Source organism: Streptomyces sp. NPDC058773 (assembly GCF_042746015.1).
In the GTDB taxonomy this organism is placed as follows: domain Bacteria; phylum Actinomycetota; class Actinomycetes; order Streptomycetales; family Streptomycetaceae; genus Streptomyces.
Map to the genome: position 1 here is coordinate 1 of NZ_JBHYPE010000077.1, position 16,804 is coordinate 16,804.

A 16,804-nucleotide genomic window follows, 5' to 3' on the forward strand; every position below is an offset into this window, starting at 1 on the left:
GCCCGGGGGCCGGGCCCCGCTGCCGCCGGTGCGCCGGCGACTGCCTCAGCGGCCGCCGCGGTCGTTGCCCAGCAGCCCGGCCCGCCGCAGGGCGTCCGCCATCGCGTCGTTGGCCGGTCCGGCGTCCCGGCCGCCCCGGCGGTCACCGCCGCGCGGTCCGCCGCCGCCCTGCCGCTGCCGCGGCGCACCGCCCCGGCCACCGTCGCGCGGGCCGCTGTTGCCGCCCCGGCCGCCCTCGCGCGGTCCGCCGTTGCCGCCCCGGCGCTCGCCGCCACCGCGCCGCTCGCCGCCGCCCGCCGGCGCGGCCTTGCCGTGCTCGTCGTCCAGCCGCAGCGTCAGCGAGATCCGCTTGCGCGGAATGTCGACATCGAGCACCTTCACCCGCACGATGTCGCCCGGCTTCACCACGTCCCGCGGGTCCTTGACGAAGCTCTTCGACATCGCCGAGACATGGACCAGACCGTCCTGATGGACACCCACGTCCACGAACGCCCCGAAGGCGGCGACATTGGTCACCACGCCTTCCAGGAGCATCCCCGGCTGGAGATCGCCGATCTTCTCCACGCCCTCCTTGAACGTCGCGGTCTTGAAGACCGGACGCGGGTCGCGGCCCGGCTTCTCCAGCTCCTGAAGGATGTCGCTCACCGTCGGCAGACCGAAGGAGTCATCGACGAATTCCGCGGCCTTCAGGGTGCGCAGCACCGTGGTGTTGCCGATCAGCGAACCGACCTCGGTACCAGCCGACTTCACCATCCGGCGCACCACCGGGTACGCCTCCGGGTGCACGCTGGAGGCGTCCAGCGGGTCGTCGCCACCACGGATGCGCAGGAAGCCCGCACACTGCTCGTACGCCTTCGGGCCGAGCCGCGCCACGTCCTTGAGGGCCTTGCGGGAGCGGAACGGGCCGTTGTTGTCCCGGTGCGCCACGATGTTCTCGGCGAGGCCGGAGCCGATGCCGGAGACCCGCGAAAGCAGCGGCGCGGAGGCGGTGTTGACGTCCACGCCGACACCGTTCACACAGTCCTCGACCACCGCGTCCAGCGAACGCGACAGCTTCACCTCGGACAGATCGTGCTGGTACTGGCCCACCCCGATCGACTTCGGGTCGATCTTGACCAGTTCGGCCAGCGGGTCCTGCAGCCGGCGGGCGATGGACACCGCGCCCCGCAGCGACACATCCAGCTCGGGCAGCTCCTGCGAGGCGAAGGCCGAAGCGGAGTACACCGAGGCACCGGCCTCCGACACCATCACCTTGGTCAGCTTCAGCTCCGGCTGGGCGGCGATCAGATCGGTCGCCAGCTTGTCGGTCTCGCGGGACGCGGTGCCGTTGCCGATCGCGATCAGCTCGACGTCGTGTTCACGGGCCAGCTTCGCCAGCGTGGCCAGTGAGGCGTCCCACTTCTGCTGCGGCACATGGGGGTAGATGGTCTCCGTGGCGGCCACCTTGCCGGTCGCGTCCACCACGGCGACCTTCACCCCCGTACGGAAACCGGGATCCAGGCCCATCGTGGCGCGGGTACCGGCGGGCGCCGCCAGCAGCAGATCGCGCAGGTTCGACGCGAAGACCCGGACCGCCTCGTCCTCGGCGGCCTGCCGCAGCCGCAGCCGCAGATCGATGCCCAGGTGCACCTGGACACGGGTGCGCCAGGCCCAGCGGACGGTGTCCTTGAGCCACTTGTCGGCCGGCCGGCCGCGGTCGGCGATGCCGAAGCGGTGCGCGATGGACTGCTCGTAGGCGCTGGGTCCCTCGGTGGCCGCCGACGGGTCCTCCGGCTCCAGGGTGAGGTCGAGGATCTCCTCCTTCTCACCGCGGAACATCGCCAGCACCCGGTGCGAGGGCAGTTCGGTGAACGGCTCGGCGAAGTCGAAGTAGTCGGCGAACTTCGCGCCGGCCTCCTCCTTGCCCTCGCGCACCTTCGCCGCCACCCGCCCGCGCGACCACATCCGTTCGCGCAGCTCACCGATGAGATCCGCGTCCTCGCCGAACCGCTCGGTCAGGATTGCCCGCGCGCCCTCCAAGGCGGCGGCCGGATCGGCGACCCCCTTGTCGGCGTCCACGAACGCCGCGGCCGCCGCGGCCGGTTCCACCGACGGGTCGCTCAGCAGCCCGTCGGCGAGCGGCTCCAGACCCGCCTCGCGCGCGATCTGCGCCTTGGTGCGCCGCTTGGGCTTGAACGGGAGGTAGATGTCCTCCAGCCGCGCCTTGGAGTCGGCGCCGCGGATCTGCGCCTCCAGGGCGGCGTCCAGCTTGCCCTGGGACCGTACGGACTCCAGGATCGCGGTCCGCCGCTCCTCCAGCTCCCGCAGATAGCGCAGCCGCTCCTCGAGCGAGCGCAGCTGCGCGTCGTCGAGCATCTCGGTGGCTTCCTTGCGGTAGCGGGCGATGAACGGGACGGTCGAGCCGCCGTCGAGCAGTTCGACCGCGGCCTTCACCTGCCGCTCCTTGACGCCGAGCTCCCCGGCGATCCTCGCTTCGATGGACCCGAGGGCCCCGATGGGCTCAGTGGATGCCGTCACGTTGATCCAGACCCGCCTTCCAGCGCTTGCTTGAGCCTGCATTGTGCCGGGTGGCGCGCCGGACTGTCGCGCCGCCCGGCCGCCGGGGGTGTCCACGGCGTCAACCGGTCCGCCCGGAAGCCGGGAAGGGCGCGGCGGACACCCCTGGCGCCGGGGTGCGCGACGGTGCACACACCCCGGCGGCCACGGGGCCCGCCCCTGAGGGAGCCTTACGTACCGGAACGCACCGGGACGTTCCGGGTCACTTGCCGAACAGCTCCGCGGGGAACGCCCCGGCGTTCATGACCGTGGTGGTGAAGCCGGTCGCCAGCTCGGTGAGCCGGGCCACGCCCTCGGCGCCCAGGTGCTCGTACGGCGCCCGGTCCAGACGGTCGGTCGTCCGCTCCAGCTCCTTGCGCAGCAGGATGCCGGCCTCGGTCAGCTCGCCCTCGGCGTCCAGGATCCCCCGGGACCGCAGCCGCTCCTGCGCGTCCTGCCAGTCCTCCTCCGACCAGCCGCGGGTGACCATGACGCCCTTGTGGCTCATGCCCCGGCCGCTGGCCGTATGGGTGACCAACGCCTCCAGTCCGTCCAACTCCGCGTCCAGGAGCGCTATCAGGTGGCCGTCGCCGCGATGTTCCCGCAGCAGTGTCGCGGCGTGCCAGTAGGCCAGGTGCGGGGCCTGCGGCACCGGCAGATCGGCGTGCGCGGCGTACAGCGGCCGGGCCCGGCGGGTGCAGGCCTCGGCGGCGTGCAGCGCGAGCTTCGCCGCCTCCGCCATCTCCGCGGACTCCACGGCCTCCGGGCCGAGCAGCCGGCGCAGCGTGGCGTCCGCGGCGCGCAGCCGGGCGTCGAGCACCTGCTGCGGCGTGGTGACGGTCCAGATGTGCGGAACGTGCTGCGCGATGAGTTCGTGCTTGAAGTTGTAGAAGGTCGCCGTGACGGTGCCGGGGCCCACGGCGCCCATGGCCGCGCCGCGGCAGGCGAAGTAGGCGGCGCTGCGGTGCTCCAGGCCGAGCTTCGCCATCTCCCCGGACAGCTCCGGCGCGAAGTAGTGCGTGGAGTGGAACGGGTTGATGACGTTGTGGCAGGTGCGGCCGGCCTTGTCGGGCAGTGCGCTGGAAGAGGTCATACGCGCAGGGTACCGACCCGTCGGTATGGACTCTCTCCAGGGGCCGGGATGACGCCTTCCGGCGCCCTCGGCCGCCCGCCCATGGCAGGAAAGGTGGGATTTCCGTCATTGCCGCCATCGGCGCCGCTGCGCAGGATGGACGGTATGGAACAGCGCGATGTGCTCGTCGTTCTCTTCGACGGTGTGCAGGCCCTCGACGTCTGCGGACCGCTCGATGTCTTCAACGGTGCGGCCCTGGCCGTCCCGGGCGGCTACCGGATCCGCACCGCCAGTCTTGACGGCGCCCCGGTCCGCACCACCAGCGGGCTGACGCTCGTCCCCGACCTCACCCTGGGGGACGCCGCACCGCCGCACACCCTGCTGGTCCCCGGCGGCCAGGGCACCCGTCACCCCGACCCCCGGCTGATCGACTGGCTGCGCGCACACGCCCCGCGCGCCCGGCGGAAGGTCTCGGTGTGCAGCGGAGCGCTGCTGCTGGCCGAGGCCGGGCTGCTGGACGGCCGCCGGGCGACGACCCACTGGATGCTCTGCGGCACACTCGCCGAGCGCTTCCCCGCGGTGCGGGTCGAACCCGAGCCGATCTACGTACGGGACGGCGACCTGGCCACCTCCGCGGGCGTGACGGCCGGGATCGACCTCGCGCTGGCCCTGGTGGAGGAGGATCTCGGCCGCGACCTCGCGCTGACCATCGCCCGGCATCTGGTCGTCTTTCTGCGGCGTCCGGGCAACCAGACCCAGTTCAGCGCCCAGCTCGCCGCCCAGACCGCACAGCGCCGCCCGCTGCGCGACGTCCAGCAGTGGATCACCGAGAACCCGCAGGCGGACCTCTCCGTCGACGCCCTCGCGGAGCGCGCGAGCCTCTCCCCGCGGCACTTCGCGCGGGCGTTTCGCGAGGAGACCGGGATGACGCCGGGACGCTATGTCGACCGGGTCCGGCTGGAGGCCGCCCGCCGGTGCCTGGAGGACACCGTCGACGGCATCGGGCAGGTGGCGCGCCGCTGCGGCTACGGCACTCCCGAGGCGATGCGCCGCGCCTTCCTCCGCGTGCTGGGCGCCTCCCCGGCCGAATACCGCCGCCGCTTCCAGCCGGCCGCCCCGCCCGTACCCACCGCCTGACACCGCACCCGGGCCACGGCCCACCGACGACAGGAACCGAAGATGCAGCTCGCCATCCTTCTCTACGACCGCTTCACCACGCTGGACGCCATCGGCCCCTACGACACCCTCAGCCGGCTGCCGGGCGCGGAGGCGGTGTTCGTCGGCGAGCGCACCGGCCCGTACCGCAGCGACCTCGGCTCGCTCGGGCTGGTCGCCGACGCCACGCTGGACGAGGTCACCGCGCCGGACATCCTCGTCGTGCCCGGCGGCCCCGGGCAGCTCGCCCACATGACTGACGGCCCGCTGCACGAGTGGCTCCGCGCCGTGGACGCCCACACCACCTGGACCACCTCGGTGTGCACCGGTTCGCTGCTCCTCGGCGCCGCCGGTCTGCTCCGCGGGCGCCGGGCGACCTCCCACTGGCTCGCGCTGGACCAGCTGCCCGGCCTCGGCGCCGAGCCGACCGGGGAGCGGGTGGTCATCGACGGCAAATACGTCACGGCGGCCGGTGTCTCGGCCGGTATCGACATGGGGCTGACGCTGGCCGGCCGGATCGCCGGGGACGCCGCGGCCCAGACGATCCAGCTCGGCATCGAGTACGACCCCCGGCCGCCCTACGACGCGGGCTCCCCGGACAAGGCCCCGGCCGAGGTCACCGCGGCAATGCGGGACCTCAGCCGGTTCGTGCTGACGGGCGAGCAGTAGGGGAGCGGGGGAGCAGGAGCGGGCCACCCGCGGCCGCCGGCACCTCTGCCAGGGCCTCAGCCCGCCCGCCAGGTGAAGCGCGGCGCCCGGCGCTCCAGAAAGGCGGCGGCACCCTCCGCGGTGTCGCCGCTCGCGCGCGCCTGCGCGGCCCAGTACGCGCCGCGCTCCTCGGCCTCGGCGGGCGGTACGTCCCAGGCCCCGTTCGCCAGCTCCTTCGCCGCGGTCTGGGTCAGCAGCGACCGGCTCGCGAGGACGGCCGAGAACTCCGCCACCCGCTTGCCCAGCTCCCCCTCGGCCAGCACCTCGTCCACCAGACCGGTACGGAGCGCCCGCGCACAGTCGATCAACTCCCCGGAGAACAGCAGGTACTTGGCGGCGGAGAGCCCGACCAGCCGGACCAGCCGCCGGGTGGCGGACGCCGGATAGGCCACCCCGAGCTTGGCCGGCGTCACCCCGAACCGCGCGCCCTCCTCCGCGAACCGCAGATCACAGGCGGCCGCCAACTGGGCGCCGCCGCCCACGCAGTAGCCGCGTATCGCCGCCAGTGTCGGCCCGGGGAACGCCGCGAGCGCCTCCTCCGCCGCCACCGCCAGCCCCTGCGACTCGGCGGCCCCCTCGCGCAGCGCCCCGATGTCGGCGCCCGCGCAGAACGTCCCGCCCTCACCGGTCAACACCAGCGACCGTACGGAGCGATCGCCCGCCAGCCGCTCCAGCAGCGGCGGCAGATCCCGCCACATCTGCACCGTCATCGCATTCCGCTTGCCGGTGTTGCTGATGGTGACGGTCGCGGTGCCGTCGCTGACGTGTGTCGTGAGACCGGGTTCCATGCCCCGGATATTAGAGCGCCGCTCAGGGCCCGGCCCGATACGATCGGCGGCCTGATGTCAGCAACCCTCGTCGCCAAAGACCTCGCCGCCGGCCATGGCGAGCGCGTCCTGTTCTCCGGCCTCGATCTGGTCGTCGCCCCCGGGGACGTGATCGGCCTCGTCGGCGCCAACGGGGCGGGCAAGTCCACCCTGCTGCGCCTGCTCGCCGGCCTGAACACCCCGGAGGAGGGCACCCTCGCACTCGGCCCGCCCACCGCCACCGTCGGCCACCTCCCGCAGGAGCCCGACCGCCGTCCGGGAGAGACCGTACGGGCCTTCCTCGCCCGCCGTACCGGCGTCACCGACGCCCAGTTCGCGCTGGACACCGCCACCCAGGCGCTGGTCGAGGAGCGGCCCGGCGCGGACGACGCGTACGCCGCCGCGCTGGAGCGCTGGCTGGCCCTGGGCGCCGCCGACCTCGACGAACGCGCCGAGGAGACCGCGGCCCAGCTCGGCCTGACCGTCGGCCTCGACCAGCCGATGACCACACTCTCCGGCGGCCAGGCCGCCCGCGCCTCGCTCGCCTCACTGCTGCTCTCCCGTTACGACGTCTTCCTGCTGGACGAGCCGACCAACGACCTCGACCTGGACGGCCTGGGTCGGCTGGAATCCTTCGTCACCGGGCTGCGCGCCGGCACCGTCCTGGTCAGCCACGACCGCGAGTTCCTGGCCCGTACGGTCAACCGCGTCGTCGAACTCGACCTGGCCCAGCAGCAGGTCAACACCTACGGCGGTGGCTACACCTCCTACCTGGAGGAGCGCGAGCGGGCCCGGCGCCATGCGCGGGAGCAGTACGAGGAGTACGCCGACACCAAGGCCGCGCTGGAGACCCGTGCACACACCCAGCGCAACTGGATGGAGAAGGGCGTCAAGAACGCCCGCCGCAAGGCCCCGGACAACGACAAGATCGGCCGTAAGGCCCGGGTGGAGGCCACCGAGAAGCAGGCCGCCAAGGCCAAGCAGACCCAGCGCCTGATCGAGCGTCTCGATGTCGTCGAGGAGCCGCGCAAGGAGTGGGAGCTGCGGATGGAGATCGCCGCCGCGCCCCGGGCCGGCGCGGTCGTGGCCACGCTGCGCGGTGCCGGCGCCCAACGCGGCGACTTCCGCTTCGGCCCGGTGGACCTCCAGATCGACTGGGCGGACCGGGTCGCCATCACCGGCCCCAACGGCTCCGGCAAGTCCACCCTGCTCGCCGCCCTCCTCGGCCGGCTCCCGCTGGACGCCGGCCAGTCGGCGCTCGGCCCCGGCGTGGTCGTCGGCGAGGTCGACCAGGCGCGGGGGCTGTTCCTCGGCGACGATCCGCTGATGGACGCCTTCCGGGCCGCCGTACCGGAGCTGTCGCCCGCCGATGTGCGCACCCTGCTCGCGAAGTTCGGGCTGAAGGCGGCACATGTGCTGCGCCCGGCGCGCACCCTCTCGCCGGGGGAGCGGACCCGTGCCGCACTGGCCCTCCTCCAGGGCCGCGGGGTCAACCTCCTGGTCCTGGACGAGCCGACCAACCATCTCGATCTGCCGGCCATCGAGCAGCTGGAGTCCGCGCTCGCCTCCTACCCTGGCACCCTGCTGCTGGTCACCCACGACCGCCGGATGCTCGAAGCGGTGCACACCACCCGCCGTATCGAGGTCGACGGCGGACGGATCACCGACCGCGCGGTGTGAGGACGTCCGGGGCCGGCGGCCCTCGGGGCCCGTGGACCTCGCGACCCGTGGTGCCACGGCCCCGGCCCCCGTCGTGATTATCGATTTGGCCCTGGGGCCGCCGACCCGTAGGGTGGTGTTCACCGACGCGGGGTGGAGCAGCTCGGTAGCTCGCTGGGCTCATAACCCAGAGGTCGCAGGTTCAAATCCTGTCCCCGCTACTGAAGAACAGCAGGTCCGGTGCTCAGGCATCGGGCCTGCTGTCTTACGTGGTCCCGGGGCGGTGCTTCGCGGACCGCCCCGATGGCGCGGAACGTTCGGCGGTCCGTGCGTGGCGGTCCGTGAACGTGGCACAACGGAACAGGTCCGGTCTCCGGGCCGCGTGAACCACTCGGAATCGGCCAAAAGGCGTCGATAGACGCTGACTTGTGTTCAGCAGGCCGGTCCGGACCAACGCATTCCCAACACTCTTCCTGTGAGGATGCCTTCCGGACCCCCCGCAGAACCCCCCGAAGAGCTGACCTCCCCGCTCGCGTACGAAGGTGTCTGGCGGTTCACCGCCCCGGCACTGGAGGCCTCGGTGCCGCAGGCGCGGCACGCGGTCCGGGATCTGCTCGCCGAACAGTGTGTGCCCGTCGCCGCCACGATCACGGACGGCCTGCTGCTCATCGTCTCCGAACTCGTCACCAACGCCGTCCGGCACGCCGCCCTGCTCTCGCCCCGGATCGCCGTACAGCTCACCCTCGGGGCGAACTGGCTACGGCTCGCGGTCGAGGACGACCACCCCTACCGCCCCAAGGCACTGGAGGCGGATCAGGGTGATCTCGGCGGCCGCGGACTGTGGCTGGTCAAGACGCTCACCGCGGAGGTGGGCGGCAAATGCGGTGTCGAACACACCGGGAACGGCGGCAAGGCCATCTGGGCCGAGCTGCCGCTCACCCCGCCGGCTACCAGCCCGCGGCCCCTCCGGTGAGCTCGCGCACCGCCGGCCGGGCCGCATCCAGCACGGTCATGAACCACGCGGAGAACGGTGCCGCGGCATGCCGCTCGGTCAGCTCCTCCGGCGTCACGAAGGCGATCTCGCCGATCTCGTCGGGGTCCGGCGACGGCTCCGCCCGCACCAGCCCGACGAACAGGTGGTTGTACTCCTGCTCCACGAGGCCGGACGCCGGGTCGGGATGGTTGTAACGGACCGTGCCGGCCTCGGCCAGCAGGGAGGGGGCGACACCCAGCTCTTCCGCGGTCCTGCGGGCGGCGGCCGCGAACGGTGCCTCGCCGGGGTACGGGTGGCCGCAGCAGGTGTTGGACCACACGCCGGGGGAGTGGTACTTCCCCAGCGCCCGGCGCTGGAGCAGCAGCCGCCCCTTCTCGTCGAAGAGGAAGACCGAGAACGCCCGGTGCAGCTGCCCGGGGGGCTGGTGGGCCGCGAGCTTCTCCGCGGTGCCGATCGTCGTACCGTCCTCGTCGACCAGCTCCAGCATGATCGGTTCGGCGGTGCCGCCCGGTGTGCTCACCGCCGGGTCCCCGGCGGTCTGTCCGTTGGCAGGTGTGATCGGCATGCCCATCCTTGTCGTCGGTCTTCGACGCCAAGTCTGCCCTAGCCAGGCGCCCATCAGCGGCACAGCGGGTGCGCGGCGCGACATGCGGGCGCGGCGGCCACCGGGCGCGCCCGCCGTGAGAGGGGCCACATCCGCTGCCGGGCGCTCCGTCCCCGGCGCGCTGCCGGCACCGCGTACGGCGATCACGGACGGACCTGGGATGGCTCTCACCACACCGGCCCCGGCACAACCCGCCCGCCCCGTGACCAGCCCGCTCATAACCGGCACCGGATCGGGTCCCGGGCCTGCTCGCCAGTTGTTCATGCGCCACCCGATCCACCATGATGATCGCGGCAGGCGCAGCCGTCGGTCACTCGATCGTGCGGTGAATGCGCGGTGAACGGCCGCATCCGGCGATCCGATAGCCTCTGCCGACGTGCCTCCCGGCCCGCCCAGGGGCGAGGTGTGCCACGCCCGCTGCCCGGGTAGTTCGTATCGAATGCGGATCGATCACGAACCGTCCGTGCTGCCTTGTCAGCATCCAAGGAGTGAGTTCGTCTGTCGACCGCCATCCTCACCGGTCCGCCGGTCGCCGGGTCGCCGCTCGAAGCCGACCTGCGCGCGCTGGGCTTTGACGTCCACACGGCGAACGATCCCGCGGCCGCCGCCGAGCTGATCAACGCGGTGCCCGCCGGCGAGCGGGTCGCCGTCGTCGACCCCCGCTTCGTCGGTCATCTGCACGCCTTGCGGCTGGCGCTGACCGATCCCCGTTTCCCGGCCGCGGCCGTGCCCGGCGCGCTCACCGCGCAGCCCGAGGCCCGCGCCGCGCTGGCCCGCGCGGTCGGCCGGATCCCGGTCGGCGCCGGCACCGCGCACCTCACGGACGTCCTCACCGACACCCTCACCGAGTCCCTCGACCGCGACGAGGCCGGGCTGCACCGCGTCGAGCTGGGCAGCCTGGTCGCCACCGTCGCGCTCACCCCGGCGCAGCGCGAGGAGGCACAGGAGGCCGTCGCCGCCGTCGACGACGAGGCGGTACGGCTGCGCACCGCCGTGAAGTCCCGCGACGGGTTCTTCACCACGTACGGCATCAGCCCGTACTCCCGCTACCTGGCCCGCTGGTGCGCGCGGCGCGGGCTCACCCCGAACCAGGTCACCACCGCGTCCCTGCTCACCGCGCTGATCGCGGCCGGCTGCGCGGCCACCGGAACCCGCGGCGGCTTCCTCGCCGCCGGCTTCCTGCTGCTCTTCTCCTTCGTCCTGGACTGCACCGACGGGCAGCTCGCCCGCTACTCGCTGCAGTACTCGACGATGGGCGCCTGGCTGGACGCCACCTTCGACCGGGCCAAGGAGTACGCGTACTACGCGGGCCTCGCCCTCGGGGCGGCCCGTGGCGGGGACGACGTATGGGCGCTGGCGCTGGGCGCGATGGTCCTGATGACCTGCCGCCATGTCGTCGACTTCTCCTTCAACGAGGCGAACCACGACGCCACCGCCAACACCAGCCCCACCGCCGCGCTCTCCGGCAAGCTCGACAGCGTCGGCTGGACGGTCTGGGTGCGCCGGATGATCGTGCTGCCGATCGGTGAGCGATGGGCCATGATCGCGGTGCTCACCGCGCTGACCACCCCGCGTACGGTCTTCTATGCCCTGCTCATCGGCTGTGCGCTGGCCGCCTGCTACACCACGGCCGGCCGGGTGCTGCGCTCGCTGACCCGCCGGGCCCGGCGCACCGACCGCGCCGCCCGGGCGCTGGCCGACCTCGCCGACTCCGGGCCGGTCGCCGAGCTGATCGCCGCCGGTGCGCGCGGCCGCGGCCGGACCGGTTCCTACCTGGCGCCCGTTATGGCGTTTCTCTCGGCCGCGGTGTTGCTGGTCTGGGTGATCTTCGAGGACGACCCCGCGTCCTGGCTCACCGTCGGCGTCGCCGCCTGCTCCGCGCTGCTGGCCGGCGCGGCGGTGTCCCGGCCGCTCAAGGGCGCCCTCGACTGGCTCGTGCCGCCCTTCTTCCGGGCCGGCGAGTACGTCACGATCCTGGTGCTGGCCGCCCGCGCGGACGTCCCCGGGGCGCTGCCCGCGGCGTTCGGGCTGGTCGCGGCGGTCGCCTACCATCACTACGACACGGTCTACCGCATCCGCGGTGGCACCGGAGCCCCTCCGCGGTGGCTGGTCCGGGCGACCGGCGGACATGAGGGACGGGTCCTGCTGGTCACCGTCCTGGCCGCCGCGCTGTCCCCCTCAGGTTTCACAATCGCGCTGACGGCCCTTGCTGTGGTCCTGGCGCTGCTGGTGCTCATCGAGAGCATCCGCTTCTGGGTGTTCTCCCAAGCACCCGCCGTACACGATGAAGGAGAACCCGCATGATCGGCCTCGTGCTGGCTGCCGGCGCCGGACGGCGTCTGCGCCCCTACACCGACACCCTGCCCAAGGCTCTGGTGCCGGTCGACGGGGACACGACCATCCTCGACCTGACCCTCGGCAACTTCGCCGAGATCGGCCTGACCGAGGTCGCGATCATCGTCGGCTACCGCAAGGAAGCCGTCTACGAGCGCAAGGAGGCCCTGGAGCAGAAGTACGGCCTCAAGCTCACCCTCATCGACAACGACAAGGCCGAGGAGTGGAACAACGCCTACTCCCTGTGGTGCGGTCGTGACGCCATCAAGCACGATGTGATCCTCGCCAACGGCGACACCGTGCACCCGGTCTCCGTCGAGAAGACCCTGCTCGCCGCCCGCGGCAACGGCCAGAAGATCATCCTCGCCCTCGACACGGTCAAGCAGCTGGCCGACGAGGAGATGAAGGTCGTCGTGGACCCCGCCAAGGGCGTCCAGAAGATCACCAAGCTGATGGACCCGGCCGAGGCGACCGGTGAGTACATCGGCGTCACCCTCATCGAGGGTTCGGCGGCCGAGGAGCTGGCCGACGCGCTGAAGACCACCTTCGAGCGCGACCCCGACCTCTACTACGAGGACGGCTACCAGGAGCTGGTCAACCGCGGCTTCCAGGTGGACGTGGCCCCCATCGGCGACGTCAAGTGGGTCGAGATCGACAACCACGACGACCTGGCGAAGGGCCGTGACATCGCATGCCAGTACTGACCCGCCTCATCCCGTCCCCGGTCGTCGTTGACATCAACGCCGGTGCCCTGGACGACCTGGCGGGCCTGCTGGCCGATCAGCGCATCTCCGCGTCCGGCAAGCTCGCCATCGCGATCAGCGGCGGTTCGGGGGCACGGCTGCGCGAGCGGCTGTCCCCCGCGCTGCCGGGCGCCGAGTGGTACGAGGTCGGCGGCGGCACCCTGGACGAAGCGATCAAGCTCGCCGACGCCATGAAGAAGGGGCACTACGACGCGGTCGTGGGCCTCGGCGGCGGCAAGATCATCGACTGCGCCAAGTTCGCCGCGGCGCGCATCGGCCTGCCGCTGGTCGCCGTCGCGACGAACCTGTCGCACGACGGCCTGTGCTCGCCGGTGGCCACGCTGGACAACGACGCGGGCCGCGGCTCCTACGGTGTGCCGAACCCGATCGCCGTGGTGATCGACCTCGACATCATCCGCGAGGCCCCGGTCCGGTTCGTCCGCTCCGGTATCGGTGACGCGATCTCCAACATCTCCGCGGTCGCGGACTGGGAGCTCTCCCACCGCGAGACCGGCGAGGCGATCGACGGGCTGGCCGCCGCCATGGCGCGCCAGGCCGGCGAGGCCGTGCTGCGGCACCCCGGGGGAGTCGGCGACGACAGCTTCCTGCAGGTGCTCGCCGAGGGCCTGGTCCTCACCGGCATCTCGATGTCGGTGGCCGGCGACAGCCGTCCGGCGTCCGGCGCCTGCCACGAGATCAATCACGCCCTGGACATCCTCTTCCCCAAGCGCGCGGCCAGCCATGGCGAGCAGTGCGGCCTCGCCGCCGCCTTCGCCACGCATCTGCGCGGGGACAAGGAGACCCGGGACCTGATGGTCGAGGTGCTGCGCCGGCACGGCCTGCCGGTCACGCCGGGAGAGATCGGCTTCACCGACGAGGAATTCGTCCAGGCCGTCGAGTACGCACCCAAGACCCGCCCGGGGCGCTACACCATCCTGGAGCACCTCGACCTGTCCACCGACCAGATCAGGGACGCTTACGCCGACTATGCACAAGCCGTCAGTAGCTGAACTCCGCCCGGTCGTGCACCCCGAGGGTGTCAAGGACCGGCGCAGCGGTGAGCACTGGGGCGGTCGCCTCTACATGCGCGAGATCTCCCTGCGCATCGACCGGCACCTGGTGAACACCAAGGTCACGCCCAACCAGCTGACCTACCTGATGACCGTTTTCGGCGTCCTCGCCGCCCCGGCACTGCTGGTGCCGGGGATCGCGGGCGCCGTGCTCGGTGTGCTGATGGTCCAGCTGTACCTGCTGCTCGACTGTGTCGACGGCGAGGTCGCCCGCTGGAAGAAGCAGTTCTCGCTCGGCGGGGTCTACCTGGACCGGGTCGGCGCCTACCTGTGCGACGCCGCGGTCCTGGTCGGCTTCGGCCTGCGCGCCGCCGACCTGTGGGGCTCCGGCCGGATCGACTGGCTGTGGGCCTTCCTCGGCACCCTCGCCGCGCTCGGCGCGATCCTGATCAAGGCGGAGACCGACCTGGTCGGCGTCGCCCGTCACCAGGGCGGGCTGCCGCCGGTCAAGGAGTCGGCCTCCGAGCCGCGCTCCTCCGGCATGGCGCTGGCCCGTAAGGCGGCCGGGGCGCTGAAGTTCCACCGGCTCATCCTCGGTATCGAGGCGTCCCTGCTGATCCTGGTCCTGGCGGTCCTGGACCAGATCCGGGGCGACCTGTTCTTCTCCCGTCTCGGCGTCGCGGTGCTCGCCGGCATCGCGCTGCTGCAGACGCTGCTCCACCTCGTGTCCATCCTCGCCTCCAGCAGGCTCAAGTGACGGGGGCGTCCCGAATGCGAATCGGTGCGGTTGTCCTGACGATGGGCAACCGCCCCGAGGAGCTGCGCGCGCTGCTGGACTCGGTCGCCAAGCAGAACGGCGACCCGATCGAGATCGTCGTCGTGGGCAACGGTTCGCCGCTGCCCGAGCTCCCCGAGGGCGTACGGACGGTCGAGCTGCCGGAGAACGTCGGCATCCCGGCCGGCCGCAATGTCGGCATCGAGGCGTTCGGCCCCGGCGGCAGCGACGTCGATGTGCTGCTCTTCCTCGACGACGACGGGCTGCTGGCCAGGGAGGACACCGCCGAACTGTGCCGCGAGGCGTTCGCCGCCGACCCGGAGCTCGGCATCATCAGCTTCCGGATCGCGGACCCGGACACCGGCGAGACCCAGCGCCGGCACGTCCCGCGGCTGCGCGCCTCGGACCCGATGCGGTCGTCGCGGGTCACCACCTTCCTCGGTGGTGCGAACGCGGTCCGTACCCATGTCTTCGAGGAGGTCGGCGGACTGCCCGACGACTTCTTCTACGCCCATGAGGAGACCGATCTGGCCTGGCGCGCGCTGGACGCGGGCTGGCAGATCGACTACCGGTCGGACATGGTCCTCTTCCACCCGACGACGGCACCGGCCCGGCACGCGGTCTACCACCGGATGGTGGCCCGTAACCGGGTGTGGCTGGCCCGCCGCAACCTCCCCGCCCTGTTGGTTCCGGTCTATCTCGGTGTCTGGTTCCTCCTCACCCTCGCCCGCCGGCCCTCGCGACCGGCACTGCGGGCCTGGCTGGGCGGGTTCAAGGAGGGCTGCGTCACGCCGTGCGGTCCCAGGCGCCCCATGAAGTGGGCTACCGTTTGGCGACTGACCCGACTGGGCCGCCCTCCCGTCATCTGACAAGCTCGTATCTGAGAGCATCAGGCGCGAGCCGGGGCGTGGCCCCGGCAGCGCACCTTGAGGACGAAAGTGTCAACTGTGAGCGAGACCACGCACGACAGTGCGGTCGCCATGAGTGCCCCGCCAGCTTCCGATGAAGGGCTCACCGCCGCTCAGCGTGCCCAGAAGTACGGGCTCTCGCAGAGCGGGGCCCGCCCCGGACTTCCGGAGTACGTCCAGCAGCTGTGGGCCCGGCGGCATTTCATCTCCGCCTTCGCCAGCGCCAAGCTGACGGCGCAGTACAGCCAGGCCAAGCTGGGACAGGTCTGGCAGGTGGCGACGCCGCTGCTGAACGCGCTCGTGTACTACTTGATCTTCGGCCTGCTGATCGGCACGAGGAAGGGCGTCCCCGACTTCGTCCCGTTCCTGGTGACCGGTGTCTTCATCTTCACCTTCACCCAGAGCTCGGTGATGGCCGGTACCCGGGCGATCTCCGGCAACCTCGGCCTGGTGCGGGCGCTGCACTTCCCGCGCGCCTGCCTGCCGATCTCGTTCTGCCTGATGCAGCTCCAGCAGCTGTTCTTCTCCATGGGTGTGCTGGTCCTCATCCTGCTGGGCTTCGGACAGCTGCCGACGTGGTCGTGGCTGCTGGTCATTCCGGCGCTGGCGCTGCAGTTCGTGTTCAACACGGGCCTGGCGATGGTGATGGCGCGGCTGGGCTCCAAGACGCCGGACCTGGCGCAGCTGATGCCGTTCATCATGCGGACGTGGATGTACGCGTCCGGCGTGATGTTCAGCATCGACCTGATCCTCAAGGGCAAGCACGTCCCGGCGTTCGTGGAGGTCCTGCTCAACGCCAACCCGGCCGCGATCTACATCGACCTGATGCGCTTCGCGCTGATCGACAGCTTCACCGCGAATCAGCTGCCGCCGCATGTCTGGGCGTTCGCCGGAGGCTGGGCGCTGGTGATGGGCGTCCTGGGCTTTGTGTACTTCTGGAAGGCTGAGGAGCGGTACGGACGTGGCTGAGCAGAACAACGGCGTCCAGCCGACCGAGGCGGCCGCGGAGCGGGTTCCGACGGTGATCGCGGACGATCTGCACATCGTCTACCGGGTCTACGGCACGGGCGCGGGCAAGGGCAGTGCCACCGCGGCCCTGAACCGCATCGTGCGCCGCAAGCCCTCTTCGGGGGTGCGCGAGGTACATGCGGTCAAGGGGGTGTCCTTCACCGCCTACCGGGGCGAGTCGATCGGCCTGATCGGCTCCAACGGTTCGGGCAAGTCGACGCTGCTCAAGGCGGTCGCCGGTCTGCTGCCCGCGGAGCGCGGCAAGGTCTACACCCACGGCCAGCCTTCGCTTCTGGGCGTCAACGCGGCGTTGATGAACGACCTGACCGGCGAGAAGAACGTCCTGCTGGGCGGTCTGGCCATGGGCATGTCCCGGGAGCAGGTCCGGGAGCGCTACGAGGGCATCGTCGACTTCTCCGGCATCAACGAGAAGGGCGACTTCATCTCGCTGCCGATGCGGACCTACTCCTCCGGTATGGCGGCGCGGCTGCGG

Annotated in this window: 15 protein-coding genes and 1 tRNA gene; 12 read left to right on the plus strand and 4 right to left on the minus strand. The window is 71.7% G+C overall.

Annotated elements, in window-relative coordinates; genetic code table 11:
* Positions 1-45 precede the first annotated feature (45 nt).
* On the minus strand, positions 46-2,517 hold the full coding sequence (locus tag ACFW5B_RS34280) for a Tex family protein (protein ID WP_386448694.1): 2,472 nt from the start codon (positions 2,515-2,517) through the stop codon (positions 46-48).
* Between the two features lie 241 nt (positions 2,518-2,758).
* A complete protein-coding gene (locus ACFW5B_RS34285; RefSeq protein WP_386448697.1) occupies positions 2,759-3,628 on the minus strand; it encodes a hypothetical protein in 870 nt (289 codons plus the stop codon).
* A 144-nt stretch (positions 3,629-3,772) separates the two neighbouring features.
* Here ACFW5B_RS34285 and ACFW5B_RS34290 point away from each other — a divergent pair, with 144 nt between their 5' ends.
* Positions 3,773-4,744, plus strand: a complete 972-nt coding sequence (locus tag ACFW5B_RS34290) for a GlxA family transcriptional regulator (protein ID WP_386448700.1) — start codon at positions 3,773-3,775, stop codon at positions 4,742-4,744.
* Between the two features lie 42 nt (positions 4,745-4,786).
* Positions 4,787-5,431 (plus strand): DJ-1/PfpI family protein, encoded by a 645-nt coding sequence (locus ACFW5B_RS34295; RefSeq protein ID WP_386448703.1) that lies wholly within the window; start codon positions 4,787-4,789, stop codon positions 5,429-5,431.
* 56 nt (positions 5,432-5,487) lie between these two features.
* Here the strand turns inward: ACFW5B_RS34295 and ACFW5B_RS34300 are convergent, their stop codons facing one another.
* Positions 5,488-6,258, minus strand: coding sequence for an enoyl-CoA hydratase/isomerase family protein (locus tag ACFW5B_RS34300; protein WP_386448706.1), 771 nt, complete (start codon positions 6,256-6,258; stop codon positions 5,488-5,490).
* Positions 6,259-6,312: 54 nt separating this feature from the next.
* Here ACFW5B_RS34300 and ACFW5B_RS34305 point away from each other — a divergent pair, with 54 nt between their 5' ends.
* From ACFW5B_RS34305 to ACFW5B_RS34315, 3 genes are all read left to right on the plus strand, one after another.
* Positions 6,313-7,956, plus strand: a complete 1,644-nt coding sequence (locus tag ACFW5B_RS34305; protein WP_386448709.1) for an ABC-F family ATP-binding cassette domain-containing protein — start codon at positions 6,313-6,315, stop codon at positions 7,954-7,956.
* A 126-nt stretch (positions 7,957-8,082) separates the two neighbouring features.
* Positions 8,083-8,156, plus strand: a tRNA-Met gene (locus tag ACFW5B_RS34310).
* A gap of 260 nt (positions 8,157-8,416) precedes the next feature.
* The gene (locus tag ACFW5B_RS34315) at positions 8,417-8,908 is read left to right on the plus strand and encodes an ATP-binding protein (protein ID WP_386448712.1); all 492 of its coding nucleotides are present in this window, start codon (positions 8,417-8,419) and stop codon (positions 8,906-8,908) included.
* Here ACFW5B_RS34315 and idi read toward each other — a convergent pair.
* A complete protein-coding gene (gene idi, locus ACFW5B_RS34320; protein WP_386448715.1) occupies positions 8,883-9,494 on the minus strand; it encodes an isopentenyl-diphosphate Delta-isomerase in 612 nt (203 codons plus the stop codon). The two genes, ACFW5B_RS34315 and idi, sit on opposite strands and share 26 nt — an antisense overlap.
* 537 nt (positions 9,495-10,031) lie before the next feature.
* Between idi and ACFW5B_RS34325 the strand changes: the two genes are divergently transcribed.
* The 7 genes from ACFW5B_RS34325 to ACFW5B_RS34355 all read left to right on the plus strand — a co-directional run.
* Complete coding sequence (locus ACFW5B_RS34325; RefSeq protein WP_386448736.1) at positions 10,032-11,837, plus strand: DUF5941 domain-containing protein; 1,806 nt, start codon at positions 10,032-10,034, stop codon at positions 11,835-11,837.
* A complete protein-coding gene (locus ACFW5B_RS34330; protein WP_386448718.1) occupies positions 11,834-12,571 on the plus strand; it encodes a sugar phosphate nucleotidyltransferase in 738 nt (245 codons plus the stop codon). The genes ACFW5B_RS34325 and ACFW5B_RS34330 overlap by 4 nt, the downstream gene beginning before the upstream one ends.
* On the plus strand, positions 12,559-13,620 hold the full coding sequence (locus ACFW5B_RS34335; protein WP_386448721.1) for an iron-containing alcohol dehydrogenase family protein: 1,062 nt from the start codon (positions 12,559-12,561) through the stop codon (positions 13,618-13,620). Before ACFW5B_RS34330 ends, ACFW5B_RS34335 begins: the two co-directional genes overlap by 13 nt.
* Positions 13,598-14,377: a CDP-alcohol phosphatidyltransferase family protein gene (locus ACFW5B_RS34340; RefSeq protein WP_386448724.1), complete on the plus strand. Its 780-nt coding sequence runs from the start codon at positions 13,598-13,600 to the stop codon at positions 14,375-14,377. The genes ACFW5B_RS34335 and ACFW5B_RS34340 overlap by 23 nt, the downstream gene beginning before the upstream one ends.
* A 14-nt stretch (positions 14,378-14,391) precedes the next feature.
* The gene (locus ACFW5B_RS34345) at positions 14,392-15,264 is read left to right on the plus strand and encodes a glycosyltransferase family 2 protein (protein WP_386448727.1); all 873 of its coding nucleotides are present in this window, start codon (positions 14,392-14,394) and stop codon (positions 15,262-15,264) included.
* A 78-nt stretch (positions 15,265-15,342) separates the two neighbouring features.
* Positions 15,343-16,272 carry an ABC transporter permease gene (locus ACFW5B_RS34350; RefSeq protein WP_386448730.1) on the plus strand — a complete coding sequence of 310 codons (930 nt, stop codon included), beginning with the start codon at positions 15,343-15,345 and terminating at the stop codon, positions 16,270-16,272.
* A partial coding sequence (locus ACFW5B_RS34355) for an ABC transporter ATP-binding protein (protein ID WP_386448733.1) occupies positions 16,265-16,804 on the plus strand: 540 nt, incomplete at its 3' end. The genes ACFW5B_RS34350 and ACFW5B_RS34355, both read left to right, overlap by 8 nt.